Origin of the sequence: Cytobacillus gottheilii, assembly GCF_900166665.1 — a bacterium.
GTDB lineage: Bacteria > Bacillota > Bacilli > Bacillales > Cytobacillaceae > Cytobacillus > Cytobacillus gottheilii_A.
In genome coordinates, this window is record NZ_LT800494.1 from 2,415,148 (window position 1) to 2,431,542 (window position 16,395).

Annotated in this window: 18 protein-coding genes and 1 pseudogene; 7 read left to right on the forward strand and 12 right to left on the reverse strand. The window is 38.9% G+C overall.

What is annotated here, in order from left to right; translation table 11 throughout:
- Positions 1–33: 33 nt before the first annotated feature.
- Together B7E07_RS11925 and B7E07_RS11930 are read left to right on the forward strand one after the other, a co-directional pair.
- Positions 34–222 (forward strand): hypothetical protein, encoded by a 189-nt coding sequence (locus B7E07_RS11925; protein ID WP_080846074.1) that lies wholly within the window; start codon positions 34–36, stop codon positions 220–222.
- Positions 223–706: 484 nt separating this feature from the next.
- Positions 707–1,852, forward strand: a complete 1,146-nt coding sequence (locus B7E07_RS11930) for a CapA family protein (protein ID WP_080846075.1) — start codon at positions 707–709, stop codon at positions 1,850–1,852.
- Between the two features lie 49 nt (positions 1,853–1,901).
- Here B7E07_RS11930 and brnQ read toward each other — a convergent pair whose 3' ends face one another.
- The gene (gene brnQ / locus B7E07_RS11935; protein ID WP_080846076.1) at positions 1,902–3,251 is read right to left on the reverse strand and encodes a branched-chain amino acid transport system II carrier protein; all 1,350 of its coding nucleotides are present in this window, start codon (positions 3,249–3,251) and stop codon (positions 1,902–1,904) included.
- Positions 3,252–3,544: 293 nt separating this feature from the next.
- On the opposite strand from brnQ, the gene B7E07_RS11940 reads away from it, so the two are divergent.
- Positions 3,545–4,207 carry a GntR family transcriptional regulator gene (locus B7E07_RS11940; RefSeq protein ID WP_080846077.1) on the forward strand — a complete coding sequence of 221 codons (663 nt, stop codon included), beginning with the start codon at positions 3,545–3,547 and terminating at the stop codon, positions 4,205–4,207.
- A 78-nt stretch (positions 4,208–4,285) separates the two neighbouring features.
- Positions 4,286–4,576, forward strand: coding sequence for a HesB/YadR/YfhF family protein (locus tag B7E07_RS11945; RefSeq protein WP_080846078.1), 291 nt, complete (start codon positions 4,286–4,288; stop codon positions 4,574–4,576).
- 234 nt (positions 4,577–4,810) lie between these two features.
- On the opposite strand, the gene B7E07_RS11950 is transcribed toward B7E07_RS11945, so the two are convergent.
- The 8 genes from B7E07_RS11950 to acnA all read right to left on the reverse strand — a co-directional run bounded on the left by B7E07_RS11950 (position 4,811) and on the right by acnA (position 12,989).
- The gene (locus B7E07_RS11950; RefSeq protein ID WP_080846079.1) at positions 4,811–5,137 is read right to left on the reverse strand and encodes a hypothetical protein; all 327 of its coding nucleotides are present in this window, start codon (positions 5,135–5,137) and stop codon (positions 4,811–4,813) included.
- 12 nt (positions 5,138–5,149) lie between these two features.
- Entirely contained in the window at positions 5,150–5,584 is a 435-nt protein-coding gene (locus B7E07_RS11955) for an acyl-CoA thioesterase (RefSeq protein WP_080846080.1), read from the reverse strand.
- A gap of 1 nt (position 5,585) precedes the next feature.
- Positions 5,586–7,889 (reverse strand): AAA family ATPase, encoded by a 2,304-nt coding sequence (locus tag B7E07_RS11960; RefSeq protein WP_080846081.1) that lies wholly within the window; start codon positions 7,887–7,889, stop codon positions 5,586–5,588.
- A 131-nt stretch (positions 7,890–8,020) separates the two neighbouring features.
- Positions 8,021–8,245, reverse strand: a complete 225-nt coding sequence (gene tlp, locus B7E07_RS11965) for a small acid-soluble spore protein Tlp (protein WP_080846082.1) — start codon at positions 8,243–8,245, stop codon at positions 8,021–8,023.
- A gap of 177 nt (positions 8,246–8,422) precedes the next feature.
- Complete coding sequence (locus B7E07_RS11970) at positions 8,423–8,566, reverse strand: acid-soluble spore protein N (RefSeq protein ID WP_080849182.1); 144 nt, start codon at positions 8,564–8,566, stop codon at positions 8,423–8,425.
- A gap of 63 nt (positions 8,567–8,629) precedes the next feature.
- Positions 8,630–8,761, reverse strand: a complete 132-nt coding sequence (locus tag B7E07_RS11975; RefSeq protein ID WP_080846083.1) for an FbpB family small basic protein — start codon at positions 8,759–8,761, stop codon at positions 8,630–8,632.
- Positions 8,762–9,663: 902 nt separating this feature from the next.
- Positions 9,664–10,173: a peroxiredoxin family protein gene (locus B7E07_RS11980; RefSeq protein WP_080846084.1), complete on the reverse strand. Its 510-nt coding sequence runs from the start codon at positions 10,171–10,173 to the stop codon at positions 9,664–9,666.
- A 107-nt stretch (positions 10,174–10,280) separates the two neighbouring features.
- Positions 10,281–12,989 carry an aconitate hydratase AcnA gene (gene acnA, locus B7E07_RS11985; RefSeq protein ID WP_080846085.1) on the reverse strand — a complete coding sequence of 903 codons (2,709 nt, stop codon included), beginning with the start codon at positions 12,987–12,989 and terminating at the stop codon, positions 10,281–10,283.
- A gap of 350 nt (positions 12,990–13,339) precedes the next feature.
- Between acnA and sspO the strand changes: the two genes are divergently transcribed.
- The gene (gene sspO, locus B7E07_RS11990; RefSeq protein WP_080846086.1) at positions 13,340–13,489 is read left to right on the forward strand and encodes a small acid-soluble spore protein O; all 150 of its coding nucleotides are present in this window, start codon (positions 13,340–13,342) and stop codon (positions 13,487–13,489) included.
- Positions 13,490–13,586: 97 nt separating this feature from the next.
- On the opposite strand, the gene B7E07_RS11995 is transcribed toward sspO, so the two are convergent.
- Positions 13,587–13,847: a hypothetical protein gene (locus tag B7E07_RS11995; protein ID WP_080846087.1), complete on the reverse strand. Its 261-nt coding sequence runs from the start codon at positions 13,845–13,847 to the stop codon at positions 13,587–13,589.
- 108 nt (positions 13,848–13,955) lie between these two features.
- On the opposite strand from B7E07_RS11995, the gene B7E07_RS12000 reads away from it, so the two are divergent.
- Positions 13,956–14,099 (forward strand): small acid-soluble spore protein P, encoded by a 144-nt coding sequence (locus B7E07_RS12000; RefSeq protein WP_080846088.1) that lies wholly within the window; start codon positions 13,956–13,958, stop codon positions 14,097–14,099.
- Positions 14,100–14,144: 45 nt separating this feature from the next.
- Here B7E07_RS12000 and selA read toward each other — a convergent pair whose 3' ends face one another.
- Positions 14,145–15,548, reverse strand: coding sequence for an L-seryl-tRNA(Sec) selenium transferase (selA, locus tag B7E07_RS12005; protein ID WP_080846089.1), 1,404 nt, complete (start codon positions 15,546–15,548; stop codon positions 14,145–14,147).
- Positions 15,549–15,635: 87 nt separating this feature from the next.
- Here selA and B7E07_RS12010 point away from each other — a divergent pair, with 87 nt between their 5' ends.
- Positions 15,636–16,022 carry an Hsp20/alpha crystallin family protein gene (locus B7E07_RS12010; RefSeq protein ID WP_218970420.1) on the forward strand — a complete coding sequence of 129 codons (387 nt, stop codon included), beginning with the start codon at positions 15,636–15,638 and terminating at the stop codon, positions 16,020–16,022.
- A gap of 160 nt (positions 16,023–16,182) precedes the next feature.
- Here the strand turns inward: B7E07_RS12010 and B7E07_RS23755 are convergent.
- A pseudogene (locus B7E07_RS23755) lies at positions 16,183–16,365 on the reverse strand (Rdx family protein); the annotation flags it as partial.
- Positions 16,366–16,395: the final 30 nt, after the last annotated feature.

Genomic DNA, 16,395 nt, shown 5'->3' on the forward strand with positions numbered 1-16,395 from the left:
AATAATAAGTAAAAGAAACGAGATGGTGATTTGATGAAAAGTGAACGTAATATTATAAATAATTATCTGTTCTCAGCAGAAGTTGATGAACAAACGCCACCAGATGAGTTTGCGATTGATATTGCATTATATTCTGATGACTTGACGGCATCTGCGCACGCCTTTAAGATTAATAGCTTTGACGATCTCATTTACTTCTTTGAAAATGTGGATCATTCATAAAAAAAGACTTTTGAATATTACTTAAAAAGGTTTGCAAATAAGCCAAGAATGCTTAATAAGGCACTCTTGGCTTTTCATTAAGATACGCTATACACGAAGAATTTTAAAAGACTTTTTTCCAAAAGGATCTGTTATATAATCCAGCTTTGTATCCTGAAAATAAACAGCATCATCTTCATGAATTAAAAGATGTATCCCCTCTGTCACTATACTGATATCCTTTGATAATGGCTGCTCCTCCAGAGACAGCTTAAGCTCAGGGCCTCCTCAGCCAATCCCCATTGATAGACGGACATAAAGTTTGTCGGCAGGTTCTTTTTCCATCTCAGCTCTAATAACCGATTGCAGAATGTGTAATGCAGGTTCTGTTATTTTTATCATATTTTTTCTCCTTTTTTGTCGTTTTTTTGCGCCATTTTTACGCGCAAAAACCAATTTTATATTATAGTAAGGGTAGAAAGTCATACGTATTTAGGAGTAGTTTATGTATAAAGGAATAACACTTGTTGCCATCCTTCTCAGCCTTTTGTCTGCTATCATCTTTTATAACATGTATGGAGCTCAAGAAGCAAAAAATAATGATTCTCACTTGATTTCTTTCCTTAATGTTGAAAAAGAAATGACTTTAAACTTAAAGCGCCTCGAAACGCAAACGACCATTGCTGGCATTGGAGATATTCTAATCCATGATCGAGTATACAATGTTGCGGAAACAGCTGATGGTTATAATTTTTCACCATTGCTTCAAGAAGTTGAAAGCATGCTAAAAACACCAGATCTTCTTATTGCTAATCAGGAAACAATCCTAGGCGGCGAACAGATCGGAATATCAAGCTATCCTTCTTTTAACAGCCCGCAAGAAGTCGGAGATGCTCTAGTAAAAGCTGGTGTAGATATTGTATCAACAGCTAATAATCATAGTTTAGATAAACTTGAAAAAGGACAACTCGCTTCTCTCTCTTATCTGGAGGAAATCAGTCTTCCTCACACTGGAACCTATCGCAGCAAAGAAGAACGAGATCAATTGACGATCATCGAATCAAACGGCATTTCCTTTGCCTTTTTATCTTACACCTATGGAACAAACGGAATTCCTGTTCCTGAAGGAAAAGACTATTTGGTTAATCTTATAGATCGTGATGTAATGAAGGCAGATATTCATAAAGCCAAACAACAAGCGGATGTTGTTATCATGAGCGTGCACTGGGGAAATGAATATGAGCGCTATCCAACTGCTGAGCAGAAGGAATTGGGAGCATTCTTGATAGATGAAGGTGCAGATCTGATTTTTGGACACCACCCCCATGTCCTGCAGCCAATGGAATGGCATACAACGGCTGATGGCCGCAAAGGATTGATTGTTTATTCGTTAGGCAACTTTTTGAGCGGACAAATACATGATTACAAAGATTTGGGTGGTATGGCGGCGGTCGATATTAGTATGACCATTGAAGATGGAAAGAGACACATCTCGCTCTCCAATCCGCAATTTCACCCAACATATGTAACCAGCCAACCTTCTCGTATGTATCATGTTGTCCCGCTTCTGGCAGCAGACAATTTTGGATTAGAGCAATCTGAAGAAGTTTACAGCGAAATTATGGAGCATATGACATCTTCCCTTCAATGAGTAAATAAAAGACCAAATCCTGTGCAGATTTGGTCTTTTTTAATCAGTTCTATGCGCTTTTCTTTATGTTTATATCTGAAGCTCCCCCATTTTTTATCATTGAGACGACAAAACCAAGAAGTGCTCCGATGATTGCAGGGATCACCCAGCCGAGTCCGACACCATAAAGCGGCAAATATTCAGTGAATAGATTTTCAATAAAGTTTACTTTAATGTCTGCAGCAGCTAAACCGTCGAATAAACTCACAATAAAAGTGAACAGCATACTGAATTGATAAACTTCTGTTCTGCCTTTGAATAGCTTGTGTGTAAACGTTAAAATCATTAAACAGATCGCCAATGGGTAAATCGCAACTAATACAGGGACAGAAAATGCAATCAGTTCATTTAACCCGAAATTGGCAAGGATTGTGCTAAAAGCAGAAAATATAATCACAAATGCATTATAAGAAAGAGCCGGCAGCAGTTTGCTGAAATAGGCTGCACAAGATGTGATTAATCCGATGCTTGTTGTAAGACATGCACCTAATACAATAAGACTAAGCAAGACACCGCCAAATGAACCAAAATAATGATTGGAGGTGCTTGTTAATACAGATCCGCCATTTTCTAATAGCCCAAATGGCTCTACACTCGATGCACCGATTAATCCAAGCGAAGTGTAAATAAGAGCTAGAAGTCCAGCAGCAATAAGTCCAGCTTTTAAGATCGCTTTTGTAATATCCTTTTTAGCAGTGACGCCTTTTGAGCGGATCGCTTCAATAACAATGATGCCAAATACAAATGAAGCAAGAGCATCCATTGTTAAATACCCTTCCTGAAATCCTTTAAAGAACGAATCACTTAAATAGTTTTCCGTTGGTGCTTGAAATGCCCCCAATGGGTTAATCAGTGCAGTTATGATCAAAATGGCAATGAACACTAATAGCATTGGTGTAAGAAACTTCCCAACTATATCAACGATTTTCGATGATTTCATTGAGAAAAAGGCTGTTACAGCAAAAAAGATAATTGTAAAGATCACAAGTGCTAATGTTTGAAAATCTTCACCAATAAAAGGCTTGATGCCTATCTCATAAGAAACAGTGCCTGTCCGCGGAATGGCAAACAATGGACCGATTGATAAGTATAAGGCCACTGTAAAAACCAATCCAAATACAGGATGAACTCTGCTTGCCAGGGATTGAAGATCATCCTTACCGGAAATACCTAAGGCAATCACCCCAAGCAAGGGTAATCCTACGCCGGTTACAACAAAGCCGGCATTAGCCCACCAAATATTTGATCCTGCTGATTGGCCAAGCATAGCAGGGAAAATTAAGTTTCCAGCACCAAAAAACAGTGCGAAAAGCATAAACCCAACTGCAATAATAAAAGAGAATGATAGCTTTTGATTCATGTTTGCTCCTCCTGGAAGAATGTTTTGTTTTTATAGTTTTAAATTTTCAGTTTATTAACCATACACTCAAACGATAAACCACTTTACCGCGTTGAAGTATGTAATATATTGCATAACATACGATAACATACTCGCTTTCCTTTCGCAATATACTATTTTAAAAAAGTATCTTATGTATGCAATATATTGAATTCTTCCTGTTAATATCTTATAATCTCAGTATATTTCTATATTCATAGTGTATATAAATTAATATTCTTTTACATTTTGGATAATAAAGGTGGTTTGTTGAAATGCCTGTACCCGTAAATTTTTCGTCGCCCATAAGGATCACAGCTAAAAATCGTGCTTTTTTACAGCTTCAAGAATGGATTATTGATGGTACCTTACAGCCTCAGGAGAAATTAAATGATGCAGAGTTAGCACAAGCGCTTGGTGTCAGCAGAACTCCAGTGAGAGAAGCATTGCAGCTTTTGAACGTTCAGGGTTTTGTTCAAATGTATCCAGGTGTTGGAACTCAAGTTACACCTGTTAAGAAAAGTGATATTACAAAAATATTGCCACCTCTCGCCTCGCTGCAAGCATTAGCAGCCGAGTATGCTGTTCAGGAAATGACAAGTGCCACATTATCAGAGCTAAAAGAATTAAATCAGCAATTCTCACAATATATTAAAAAGGGAGATTTCTATAACGCGCTAAAAACAGATGAACAATTTCATCATCTGATTATTCATAGTGCAGAAAATCCTTATTTGACAAATAGCATCTCAAATCTTCAAGGCCATGTCTTTCGTCTTTACTTTCATCAGTCGATTATCATGACAGCTCAATCGGTTCAGGAACATGAAGACATTATTCATGCCATCGAAAGCAAGGATGTCAAAATGGCAGGCTCAATAGCGAGACAAAACTGGCTGCGCGCCATAGATGAATTTTATGCAGAACATGGTGTATGATGAAACTGTGAACGTAATTACATGCTTTGTCATTCTGGAATCAGTTGATATTGTAAAAAGTAAAAAGGAGGAATTCTTATGAATATTCAAGTTAGTGATCGGGCGGCTGAATGGTATAAGAAGGAAATGGACCTATCACATGGGGATTATTTGCGTTTCTTTGCCCGTTATGGAGGCTGCAGTACTGTACAGCAGGGTTTTTCGCTTGGAATTTCAAATGAAGAGCCGTTGCATACAGGAGCTTCCATCGAAAAAGATGGAATCACTTATTATATCGAAGAAAAAGATCTTTGGTATTTTGACCAGCATGATCTGAAAGTTGATTATGATGAAGGTGCAGATGAACCCATCTATCATTACTCTGCGTAAAAATAACAATTCTAGCTAAATTAATGAAAAAAACGAAGAGGCTGGGACATAACGAAAATACTCTTTCTAAAACACGAATGTTCATTTTCATGGTTTGCGTGTTTACACAAGCCCGTTCCATTTCACTCATGTTTAGAAATAGTAAATGTTAAAAATAAATAAAAAACCGAATGATAATGTCTAATCATTCGGATGAATCTCAAGGGTGGAACACTTATGTTCCACCCTTTTGTATTACTGGGATGAAGATGTCCCAGCCTCTTTTTTTTCATTCCATATATGTTCGTGCAATCCTTCTTTTTCAAGAATCTCTCTTTGTTTGTTTCCCAGTAAATCAAAGTGAGGATAACCATCTTTCCGGTTATGGATCCATTCGGCTTTTAGACCGTGTTTTTCTCCCCATGAAATAAGCTTGTTCATATCCCCGCAGCCTACCTTTGTGACCGTGGTGCAGCCTGGAAAGCGATCATCAATCCAATAATGCGTTAAAAAAGCAATGTCACCTTGATTAATCCTTTCCTTCCACTTTTGCAGGTCTTTGCGTTTTATGCCAAAAGCCATGACAGTCGCCGCCTAGTCTTCAGAGGAAACCGGTTTTTTTGCTCTTTCATAAGCAGCATGCCAGTCCGGGAATTTCCTTCTGATAGAGATCGGCCGAAAATTATCCTTCTGTACACATACATGCTTTGAATAAGCAGTGATCGCCAGTTCCTCTTCTTCTGTATATATTTCATATCCATAGGTTGTTCGAAGACCATCATATGCATCAATCCATGTTTTCACGGTTGCTGTTTGTCCATAGCGAAGCGGTTTTTTATAACTGATTTGCACATCTGTCACCGGAGAGAGCACGCCTTCTTCTTCCATTTGAGCGTAGTTAAAACCTAAATCTTTAACGATTTGTGTTCTGGCTACTTCCATCCAAACAAGATAGTTTGCATGATAAACGACTCCCATTTGGTCCGTTTCAGCATAACGAACCTCAATTTCTTTTGTAGATAGTAACATGTTAATTCCCTCTTTCAAAGCTCTGCAGCGCGTTTTCGAAATCTGATTTTGATAAATATGGAGATATGTCCATTAATTCATCTTGTTCATTAATAAGTCTTAAGGCTTGGGCTTGAATGGCCTCATCTGCCAGATTAGATGCAAATCTTCCGTTGCCGCTCATATCCATACCAGGCAGTGACTGTGACAAGAACTGCTGTGCATCTTCTGTTAGCTGGTATTCATATTTCTGTATATAAAAACGAAGGATATTAATTAGTTGTTCAGGAGTATAATCCTGAAAATGATAAAATTTCTTAAAACGGGACATAAGGCCAGGATTGCTGTTTAATAGGTTGTCCATTTCTTTCGGATAACCTGCTAAAATCACGACTAAATTTTCATTGTGCTTGGTCATTTCATCGACAAGCGTGTCAATCACTTCTTTGCCGAAATCCCCAGATGTTCCAGATAACAGCGAGTAGGCTTCATCAATAAAAAGGACGCCCCCCAGAGCTTGTCTAATTAACTTCTTTGTTTTAATAGCCGTTTGTCCCACATAGCCGGCAACAAAATCAGCTCTGCTGGCAACGATAAGATGACCTCTCTTTAGGATGCCGCATTCTTTAAGAAGTTCAGAATATAGCTTCGCCACGGTTGTTTTCCCGGTTCCAGGATTTCCTGTAAAGACGGAATGAAGCTGAATCGGCAAAGATGGCATGCCATTTTCCCGGCGTTTTTGCTGCATTTTTACATAAGAAATCAGTTTTGTGACTTCATCTTTTACCTGCTCAAGTCCGATGAGCTGCTGTAATTGTGAGAGCGGTTTTTCGCGTTTGCTGCTTTCATCTACTTGAAAATCTTCTTTTTCCAGCAATGAAAACGATAGCACATGATTTTGGTTCTCGTCCTGTGCTCCTTTTTTAAAAATGGCATCAAGAACAATATTATAGACCGTTCTGGCGTTTCCAAATGTGTCATCGACGCGTTCATTATCAATTCTTTTCAGCAGTTCAGCTTTTGCTTGTTCAGTCAGTATATAATCATTTTCTGCGGCCATTTTCTCGGCGATTTGAAGTAATTCTTCATTTGAATAATCGGGCAAAGGAATATGGTTGGACTGCGGAAAGCGGCTGCGCAGTCCTGGATTTGAATCAATAAATTGCCTCATTTCCTCCGGATAGCCTGCCAAAATAACGGCAAATCGGCCTCCATATTCAGATCCTGTCATTAAAGAAACTAACGTATCAATGGCTGTTTGTCCGTAATCATTGCCTGTTTGCCCCTCGCGTTTCAGGCTATAGGCTTCATCAATAAACAGTACTCCGCCTAACGCTTTTTCTACCATTGCCCTTACATTTTCCTCTGTCTGACCAACATAGGAACCAACGAGTGATGTCCGGTCGGCTTCTACAACTTCTTTTCGCGGCAATACGCCAAGATCATAATAAATTCTGGCAAGCAAACGAGCTAGCGTTGTTTTCCCAGTTCCCGGATTTCCCGTCAATACCATATTTAAACTAAGCTCATCCTTTGTTTGAAGTCCGAGTTTTTTTCGTTCGTTTTGGTATTTTAAGAAACGGTAATAATCATTAATCCGCTTCTTAACAGATTCCATGCCAATCATGTTGTGAAGCTCATCAAGCGGTACTTTTTCAGGAACAGGAGCTTTATAAGAGCTAAAAAGCTGGCTCCAGTCGCGCTTTAGCTTCTCTAATCTCTCTAAGTGTACTTTCATATCTGCATAATAGGTTGCAGTGTGAAACACACCTGAAATCGACTGCTCATATTCTTCAGAAGCTTTCAGCAGTCCGGCGGTCTCAATCAGTGTTTCCTCTAAAATGGAAATAAGCTGCTCATAAATTCCAGGCTGATTAGTTTCTTGGAATTTGTCTGCCGCTAATTTATTTTTTTGCATCTGTTCCATTTCTTCTTCAGCGGCATGCAAAAAACTGCGCGATATTTCAATAAATTGCTCTGCTGTTTTCTTTTTGGCAGCACGATTATCCGTTTCTCTTAACGGCGGATATTTTAAAAGGTTTAGAAAATCTTTTTTGCTTTCCCATTCATACTGAGCTAAATATTGAGCTGCCTTACTATTTGTGCTATCGAGGCTCAGCGCTTTATGCATCCATGCATGCACCAATGTGCTTTGTTTGTCTTTATGTGCTCTTGATAAAGCAGCCATGGTTAAAAGAATAGAAATTTGTTTTGCATCCTGGTATTCATCGAGAAGCGAAATTTCCCGTAAGAGAGCTAATTCGTCTTGTATAAACCCTTTATCCTGCAACTCCTCATCCCATAATTGCCATTGTTTATTTTCCATATATGATCACTTCTTTTTTTAGATTCCAATGTTCATCATATCATAATTGCTCTTATTTCGTTAAGAAAAGAGCATGATCTCATTTATGTAAAAAGGAAGCCTGATCGGTATGATCAGGCTTTTCCCCACCGTTACTTGTTATGTTTTGCTTCATCTTTTACTTCTGCACGGAATGCTTCGAGGCTATTGCGGCGGCGCTCATTTTTGGCAGCAATGTTTGCACGCTCGTCTTCGCTTGCAAACTCCATTGCATGTTCAGCTTCTTCCATGTTTTCAATCGTGTGAACAATCATGGATTGAAGCTTTTCAACATTATCACTGCGATCATCTGGGTTCGATTTACGATTAAAGGCCATTCGTATAACCTCCTTGAAATTAGAAGTACTTTCAATAGGTAGTCTGTGATGGATTAGCAGAAATTAATGAAGGAAATGAGTGGATGGAAAAAACAATGTTTTTTGACATTTATTTTTTGTTTACTAAAAATAAAAAGCCAGCCACTTACGAATAGATGGCCGGCTTTGCAAAATTATTTATTCACCTTTTGTCTGGATGACTTGAGGATGCTGACCCGATTGATCCTGCATCTGCTTCCCTTTGTTGCCTCCAGCTGAATGGCTTTGTGTACCAATATGGCTTGGTCTAAAACCTTGAGAATGCTTTTTTGGATTGCCCATCATTTATCCCCCCTCCTTTACAGTATGGACATCAGAGAAGGAAGTATGTAAGGCAATTCCTGCTTATTCAGCTTTATTTAAACGTTTTTGTTCGAGTTTTGCTTCTATTTTTTCCATTGCGGCTTGATCTTTAAGTAATTGACGTTTGTTTTCAGAAACCAATTCTGAAAAAGAGCGCTTACGTGGTTTTCGCATAAGGTTCACCTTCCTTTAAACATATTGTAACAGTTATTATGTCCTGAAACCGCTTTAATTATTACAACTTTTCGAAAATTTAAAAGAGAAACGAAATATTTACAAAAAAACATAATATTTAACTTGCTTTTTAGCTAGTGTCTTTGCGCAGATTTTGATGTTGTTTCTTGAGGCTATTTTTAAAATGACTTTAAATAAGGGGAAGTGGATTTGCGTTCATGATGCTCGCTTTGTGCGGGGTGGGCCCTAAGTCTCCTGGTTCCTTACGTTCCTGGGGGTTTCACCTATCCCACTTTTCTACCAGGAGTCTCACACCTTCTGCTCAAATTAACTTTTAAAAAACAGCAAAATTACAATCTTAAAAATAGACGGAAGAAATCCGGTTAAATCGTTAAAACTCTTAAAAAGGGCCTAAATAGAGGGAGATATTCCGACTATTTAACCGAAAAACGTAGAAATGGACTAATTTATTCGATTTAACCGGAAAATCTCCGCTTATTTCTCTCTAAGATAGCTTGATTTTGTAAATAAGGGGAATTTCTCCGCTTATTTTGACTGGATCATAGGAGCTTAAAGGTCTTTGTCTTATTCATGCATGAGCTCTAAAAAATAGACGGAAGAAATCCGGTTAAATCGTTAAAACTCTTAAAAAGGGCCTAAATAGAGGGAGATATTCCGACTATTTAACCGAAAAACGTAGAAATGGACTAATTTATTCGATTTAGCCGGAAAATCTCCGCTTATTTCGCCCAAATATAGCTCAATTTTGTAAATAAGCGGAATTTCTCCGCTTATTTTTCACCGCATCCTATAATTGCAGGGGAACAAGTAGAAATGCACCTTTCGTTAAAAAGGGGAAACAACCGTTTTGGTGTTTCCCTTCGTAGTACCCGCATATTACCTTACAGGTCTCTGGTATATTCCCGCATGATTTCAATCGGCATGGCACTTAAGTATTTATGGCGTACAATCCCTTTTTTATCGATGAAAAAGGTTGTTGGGATGGTGAGTATCTGGTAATCATTGTTGACCTGGTCTTTTTCGTCAAGAAGAATGGGAAACGAAACGCCCATTTTATCAACGTACGATTGAACATCATAGCGAGTGTCGATGTTAACAGCTAGGATGACGACATCATCTCCTACTTCGCCATGAAACTTTTCCATTGCAGGCATTTCTGCTTTACATGGCGGACACCATGTTGCCCAAAAGTTGAGCATGACCTTTTTTCCTTTATAATCTGATAGCTTTACCATATTTCCATTTAAATCTTTTAGAGAAAAATCTGGTGCAGCTGTGCCAATTTTGAGGCCAGGCAGCCGATCTTCTGGAGGAGCTTCATTTTGTGCAAAGGCTTGACCGGATATGATAATGAAGAAACCAAAAAGCAATAATAGTGTTTTTTTCAGCATGTTGATGTCCCTTCTTTCTAGAATTTATTTGTGCTTTGCACCTATTCTTTCCAAAAAAAAGAGAAAAACACCATGTGATTTTTCACATGGTGTTTAGCATAATCCTATTAGTTTGCAAGCTTTTCACGAAGAACCATTTGCAGGATTCCACCGTGACGGTAATAGTCAATTTCAACTTCTGAATCAAAGCGAACAAGTGCTTCAAATGTTAATTTGTTGCCATCTTCGTCCGTTGCAGTGACTTGAACGAAATCACGAGGACGAACGCTTTCGTCGATTTGAACTGAAATCTCCTCTTTACCTGTTAATCCAAGTGATTCAGCGCTATCTCCAGCTTTGAATTGAAGCGGAAGTACACCCATCAGCACTAGGTTAGAACGGTGGATACGCTCGTAGCTTTCAGCAATTACCGTCTTGATGCCAAGAAGGTTTGTACCTTTTGCTGCCCAGTCACGGGAAGATCCCATTCCGTAATCTTTACCAGCTAAAACAACAAGGCCCGTTCCATCTTCTTTGTATTTCATACAAGCATCATAAATTGAAGTTACTTCACCAGTTGGCCAGTAAGTAGTGAATCCGCCTTCTGTGCCTGGTGCAATTTGGTTGCGGATACGGATATTTGCAAACGTACCGCGCATCATGACTTCATGGTTTCCACGACGAGAACCATAAGAGTTAAAGTCACGAGGTTCAACACCATTTTCACGCAAATATTTGCCGGCTGGTGTATCTTTGCCGATTGCCCCTGCCGGTGAAATGTGGTCAGTTGTCACTGAGTCGCCAAATTTACCAACAACGCGTAAACCTGCTAATGGTTTTACTTCATCCGCATTAGGTGTTAATCCTTCAAAGAATGGAGGATTTTGGATATAAGTTGATGTTTCATCAAAGCTGTATAATGGCTCATTGCTCGTTTTAATTTCGTTCCAACGAGCATTATCGTCAAATACATGCTCATATTCTTTGCGGAACAATTCAGGTGTAACGGTACGCTTAACAACTTCATTAATTTCTTCAGTTGTTGGCCAAATATCTTTGAAGAAGATATCTTTTCCGTCTTTGCCTTTTCCTAAAGAATCGTTTTGAAGATCGATATCCACAGAACCAGCAAGTGCATAAGCAACAACTAATGGCGGTGAAGCTAAGTAGTTTGCTTTGACAAGCGGGTGAATACGTCCTTCAAAGTTACGGTTTCCAGATAATACGGAAGTAACAAGCATATCATTATCCGCAATTGATTTCTCAATTTCTTCACGTAAAGGACCAGAGTTACCGATACATGTTGTACAGCCATATCCTACAAGGTTAAAGCCAAGCTGCTCTAAATATGGAAGCAAGCCTGAATCATGAAGATATCCTGTAACAACCTTTGAACCAGGTGCTAATGATGTTTTTACGTATTTTGGTACTTCTAATCCAAGTTCAACTGCTTTTTTCGCAACTAAACCTGCGCCAACTAGTACGTAAGGGTTTGATGTATTTGTACAGCTTGTAATCGCTGCGATTGCCACTGCACCTGTTTTCATTACAGTTGAATCACCGTTATTAAATTCAACAGTTACTTCTTTATTAATTTCTTTTTTATCTAAACCAAAGCCTTGGTTCCCTTGTGGAGCTGTGATTGCTTTGTTGAATTCTTCTTTCATAACTGAAAGCGGAATTAAATCCTGCGGACGCTTAGGACCAGACAGGTTTGCTTCGATTGCAGTTAAATCAATTTCTACGACATCTGTATAAACAGGCTCTAATGCTGGGTCGAAGAATAAACCGTTTTCTTTGCAGTACTTTTCAACGATTTTAATTTGATCTTCTGAACGGCCTGTTAAACGCATATAATCGAGTGATTCTGCATCGATTGGGAAGAATCCGCAAGTTGCGCCATATTCAGGTGCCATATTGGCGATTGTTGCACGGTCTGCAAGCGGCAGTGCCGGAACTCCAGGTCCAAAGAACTCTACAAACTTGCCGACAACGCCAAAGCTGCGCAGCACTTGTGTTACTTTTAAAGCAAGGTCAGTTGCTGTTGCGCCATTTGGAAGTTCGCCTGTTAATTTCACACCAACTACTTCAGGTACAGGGAAGTATGAAGGCTGTCCAAGCATACCTGCTTCTGCTTCGATTCCGCCAACACCCCAGCCTAATACACCAATTCCATTGATCATTGTTGTATGTGAGTCAGTACCAACTAATGTATCCGGGAATGTTTCAAAATCGCCTTCTGTTGTTTCAAGTGCATGAACAACATTCGCTAAAAATTCCAAGTTTACTTGGTGAACAATTCCAGTTGCAGGCGGTACTGCACGGTAGTTATCGAATGCTTTTTGTGCCCAGCTTAAGAACTGGTAACGCTCTGCATTTCGTTCAAATTCAAGCACCATGTTTGCTTCAAGTGAATCTGGTGTGCCGTATTTATCAACTTGAACAGAGTGGTCAATAACAAGATCAACCGGCTTTTCAGGATTGATTTTGTCCGGATCTCCACCCATATCTGCCATCGCTTTTCTCAATGAAGCTAAATCAACAACAGCTGGAACACCTGTGAAATCCTGCAGAATAACACGAGATGGCTTGAATGGCACATCTACTTCACGTACTTCTGCAGTTCCCCATTTTGCTAAGTTTTCAACATGCTCTTTTGTAATTACACGTCCGTCATATTGGCGAAGCACAGACTCTAATAAAACCTTAACAGAATAAGGCAATTTTGATACCTTGCCTATGCCAGCCTCTTCAAGTGCGCCCAAATGATAATAATGGTAACGCTTCCCGTCAATGTCAAAAGATTTGCGGGCTTTAAAAACATCGTTCTTAGCCATACGATTTCCCCCTCAATTCGAACTCGTATTCATCATATAACAATCATTAGGTAATTGTCGAAAAGTTTGAATTTTTACCCATCCCTACTTTTCTCACAATTCTTATATTAATACAACCTTATATATAAGTAAATAACAAGAAAGTTATTGTTTTTGATAAGTTTTACTTATGTTAAAAAGGATTATCAATTCAGAATTCAATTCAAATCGCTAATTGATAGTCTTTTTCAATTAGAGGTTAAGAATTGATTTTCGATCGTTATTATTTTGACATATCAATTTTAGCTGGTGTTATTTTCACAACATAAAACGACAAAAATGACAAATAATGAACTTGGAGGTGATGAAGAGTGGCGAAAAGAAAATCGAATCATCTGATCCCGGGAATGAATGCTGCGAAAGGTCAAGGCATGGGAGCTGGCTATAACGAAGAATTTGCCAATGAACCATTGACAGAAAAGCAGAAGCAGAACAACAAGAAGCGAAAGAAAAATCAATAACACCAGAACAAAAAGGACACTTCACTGGCTGTCCTTTTTGTTTTTTAGCGGCAGTAAAAAAGAGACAGCCCCATTTCTCGCCGTCTCTTCCCTGTTATTATTCAAATTCATTTACTTCAGATACCATGGATGTTAAATCCTGCTGAAATCTTTCCAGCTGCTCGCGCTGTCCTTCTGAAGCAACTTCAAGTGCATTTTGAATTTGTTCGTATGCTTCATTTACTTCCTGTTTGAGATGCTTGAGCTGGTGTCCATATGCAGATGAATCGCGTACGATTTCATAATATAGCTCTTGAGCGTCCTCCAGCCCTTGCTGTGCAGCCTGGAACGCTTGCTGTTTATCTTTATGATACGGCATGTTTTTCCCCCCTTATTTGATTTGTAACTTTAAATTGCGCAGTCCTCCTCAAAAATATTCCGCATAATTTTTTTGCTGTTTTCCATCCTATAAGTAGGAGGGATGAATATGAATAAGAATGACGGCAAGGATATGAGAAAAAATGCGCCAAAAGGCGATCAGCCTGGACAGCCTGAACCTTTAAGAGGTTCTAAAAAAGTGAAGAACCGCAATCACTCAAGACAAAAACATAATTCCCATCATGATATGTAAACTCTATAAAAAAAGCGATGCCCTTTAAGGCATCGCTTTTCCATATTACTGAAGTGCTTGCAGCGCTTCAAGAATCGTCTGTTCTTCTTCACGGGTAACCGTTCGAAGATCCAAATGAAGTTCTTCATGCTTAATTCGAGCCACAATGGCTGTTTTTTCGGTTCGAAGAGATTTTGCCAGCTGCTCAGCAGATTTGCTTTGATGGCGAATGGCAATCGTATAGGATGGCAATTCAACATCCGGCATCGTTCCCCCGCCAACAAATGCAATGCTCTCAGAGATTTCGGCAGTATATGCAGTTGTTAAACGTGCAAGCTTTTCGGCAAAATGAAGGGCACGATCATGCTGAACATGAAGCGGAACAAGCATATCTTTTATAACAGGGATTTTTTTTATTTCTTCGCTTCCTTTTACATAGTGCATTAATGTGCCTTCAAGTGCGGCTAGTGTCATTTTATCTACTCGCAGCACACGGGCAAGCTGGTGTTTTTTCAGCTTTTGAATGAGTTCTTTTTTCCCGGCAATAATCCCAGCCTGAGGACCGCCTAAAAGCTTGTCTCCGCTAAATGAGACAAGGTGAACACCTTCTGCTAACACTTCCTTAACAGTTGGCTCGTCTCCGATTCCTTTGCTGCGGAAGTCATATAGTGCACCACTTCCTAAGTCTTCATAAAAGAGAACATTATTTTGAGAGGCTAATTGAGCAAGCTCCCCCGTTTCAACTGTTTTCGTGAAGCCAATGACTCTAAAGTTACTTGTATGTACTTTCATGATCATCGCAGTTTCTGAATGGATAGCATTTTCATAATCAGCTATATGCGTTTTATTCGTTGTCCCTACTTCAACGAGTCTGGCACCGCTCTCTTCCATAATGGAGGATACTCGAAATGAACCGCCAATTTCAACTAGCTGCCCTCTGGAAACAATCACTTCCCTATTTTCGGCAAATGCTTTAAGAATGAAATAAACAGCGGCTGCATTATTATTAACAACCATGGCGGCTTCAGCACCAGTTATATGTTTAATTAGCGTTTCGGCATGAATATGGCGTGAGCCTCGCTCACCTTTTAATAGATCGTATTCTAAATTTGAATAAGACTGAGCTGTTTCAATGACATGTTTTATGCTCTCCTCACTCATTCTTGCTCTTCCCAAATTTGTATGCAGAATGGTCCCTGTCGCATTGATGGCTTTTTTTAATGTATATTGAAAATCCTCTTGGAATGCTTTTTCTACAAGCTGAAAAATGTCTTGTACAAACATATCATCACCAGGTGCAGCACCCTCCCACTCATCCTGAAGCAAGCACTGGCGGATTTCAGATATAACGGATTTCAGTTGAGTTGATGCATATACTGTATCAACACTATATTTTTCAGTAATCTCACTAAAGCGGTCATTTTTTAATAATTCATGTATAGGCGGAATTTTCTTTAGAACCTCTTTCACTAGTGATTCCCTCCAATCTTGGCAACTACAGTATATCATCTTTCACATATAGGCATGAGCTGAATATAGTATGGCTGAGGAGGTTTCATGATGAATGATCATAATAAACACAAAAAGGATGATTTATCGCAGGTGGAAAAGTGGATGGAACAGTTTTTCCTCGATCCGCAAACCTCATTTATGGATCAATTGACTTTTCGTATCGATTTATATGAAACCAATACACATATCATTGTAGAAGCTTTATTGCCAGATGTGGATTTGAAACATATCAGTATTATGATAGATGCTTGCGTTATGACGATTTCTGTCATTAAGAAAAATACAGAATCATGCAGCCGTAAAGTTGAAATGCCTTTTCCTTTGGTTGATAAAAGAGTTCATGCTGTGTTTGCCAATGGCATTCTTGAAGTGTGGATTGATAAAAATCGCAGCGGTAATGGGAAAAAGAGATATATTATTATCAATGAGTAAGTCTTTTTTTTTGTGATTTAGTTATCATAATAAATTATTGTATATAACATACAGCATTCAGAAATTTCTCCTGTTCCGCTGATTGATCCTTCTATAGATATGAAAAAACCTTTCTATATTCAAGCACAGAGCTTTCATAGAGAAAGGTTACATCTAGCGGTTATGCTTCCATTTGATCAATGATCTGCTGTGATTTAGGAAAAACACCTGTTTCCTTTTTTGAATAGAAGTTCTCATTATTCACAGTCACTTCAAAAACGCCTCCAGAGCTTGGAATAAGCTCAAGGCTGGTAATGTTTCCTCGAAAATGGTTAAAAAGATCTTCCGCGAGACCCGCGGCTTTTGGTGCGTAGTTTCACATCATGCAAAATTC

Excerpts from the sequence above, each read along its gene's own strand:
- B7E07_RS11925 (WP_080846074.1), top strand. The coding sequence starts at position 34 with ATGAAAAGTGAACGTAATATTATAAATAATTATCTGTTCTCAGCAGAA.
- B7E07_RS11930 (WP_080846075.1), top strand. The coding sequence starts at position 707 with ATGTATAAAGGAATAACACTTGTTGCCATCCTTCTCAGCCTTTTGTCT.
- brnQ (WP_080846076.1), bottom strand. The coding sequence starts at position 3,251 with ATGAATCAAAAGCTATCATTCTCTTTTATTATTGCAGTTGGGTTTATG.
- B7E07_RS11940 (WP_080846077.1), top strand. The coding sequence starts at position 3,545 with ATGCCTGTACCCGTAAATTTTTCGTCGCCCATAAGGATCACAGCTAAA.
- B7E07_RS11945 (WP_080846078.1), top strand. The coding sequence starts at position 4,286 with ATGAATATTCAAGTTAGTGATCGGGCGGCTGAATGGTATAAGAAGGAA.
- B7E07_RS11950 (WP_080846079.1), bottom strand. The coding sequence starts at position 5,137 with ATGGCTTTTGGCATAAAACGCAAAGACCTGCAAAAGTGGAAGGAAAGG.
- B7E07_RS11955 (WP_080846080.1), bottom strand. The coding sequence starts at position 5,584 with ATGTTACTATCTACAAAAGAAATTGAGGTTCGTTATGCTGAAACGGAC.
- B7E07_RS11960 (WP_080846081.1), bottom strand. The coding sequence starts at position 7,889 with ATGGAAAATAAACAATGGCAATTATGGGATGAGGAGTTGCAGGATAAA.
- tlp (WP_080846082.1), bottom strand. The coding sequence starts at position 8,245 with ATGGCCTTTAATCGTAAATCGAACCCAGATGATCGCAGTGATAATGTT.
- B7E07_RS11970 (WP_080849182.1), bottom strand. The coding sequence starts at position 8,566 with ATGGGCAATCCAAAAAAGCATTCTCAAGGTTTTAGACCAAGCCATATT.
- B7E07_RS11975 (WP_080846083.1), bottom strand. The coding sequence starts at position 8,761 with ATGCGAAAACCACGTAAGCGCTCTTTTTCAGAATTGGTTTCTGAAAAC.
- B7E07_RS11980 (WP_080846084.1), bottom strand. The coding sequence starts at position 10,173 with ATGCTGAAAAAAACACTATTATTGCTTTTTGGTTTCTTCATTATCATA.
- acnA (WP_080846085.1), bottom strand. The coding sequence starts at position 12,989 with ATGGCTAAGAACGATGTTTTTAAAGCCCGCAAATCTTTTGACATTGAC.
- B7E07_RS11995 (WP_080846087.1), bottom strand. The coding sequence starts at position 13,847 with ATGCCGTATCATAAAGATAAACAGCAAGCGTTCCAGGCTGCACAGCAA.
- B7E07_RS12000 (WP_080846088.1), top strand. The coding sequence starts at position 13,956 with ATGAATAAGAATGACGGCAAGGATATGAGAAAAAATGCGCCAAAAGGC.
- B7E07_RS12010 (WP_218970420.1), top strand. The coding sequence starts at position 15,636 with ATGATGAATGATCATAATAAACACAAAAAGGATGATTTATCGCAGGTG.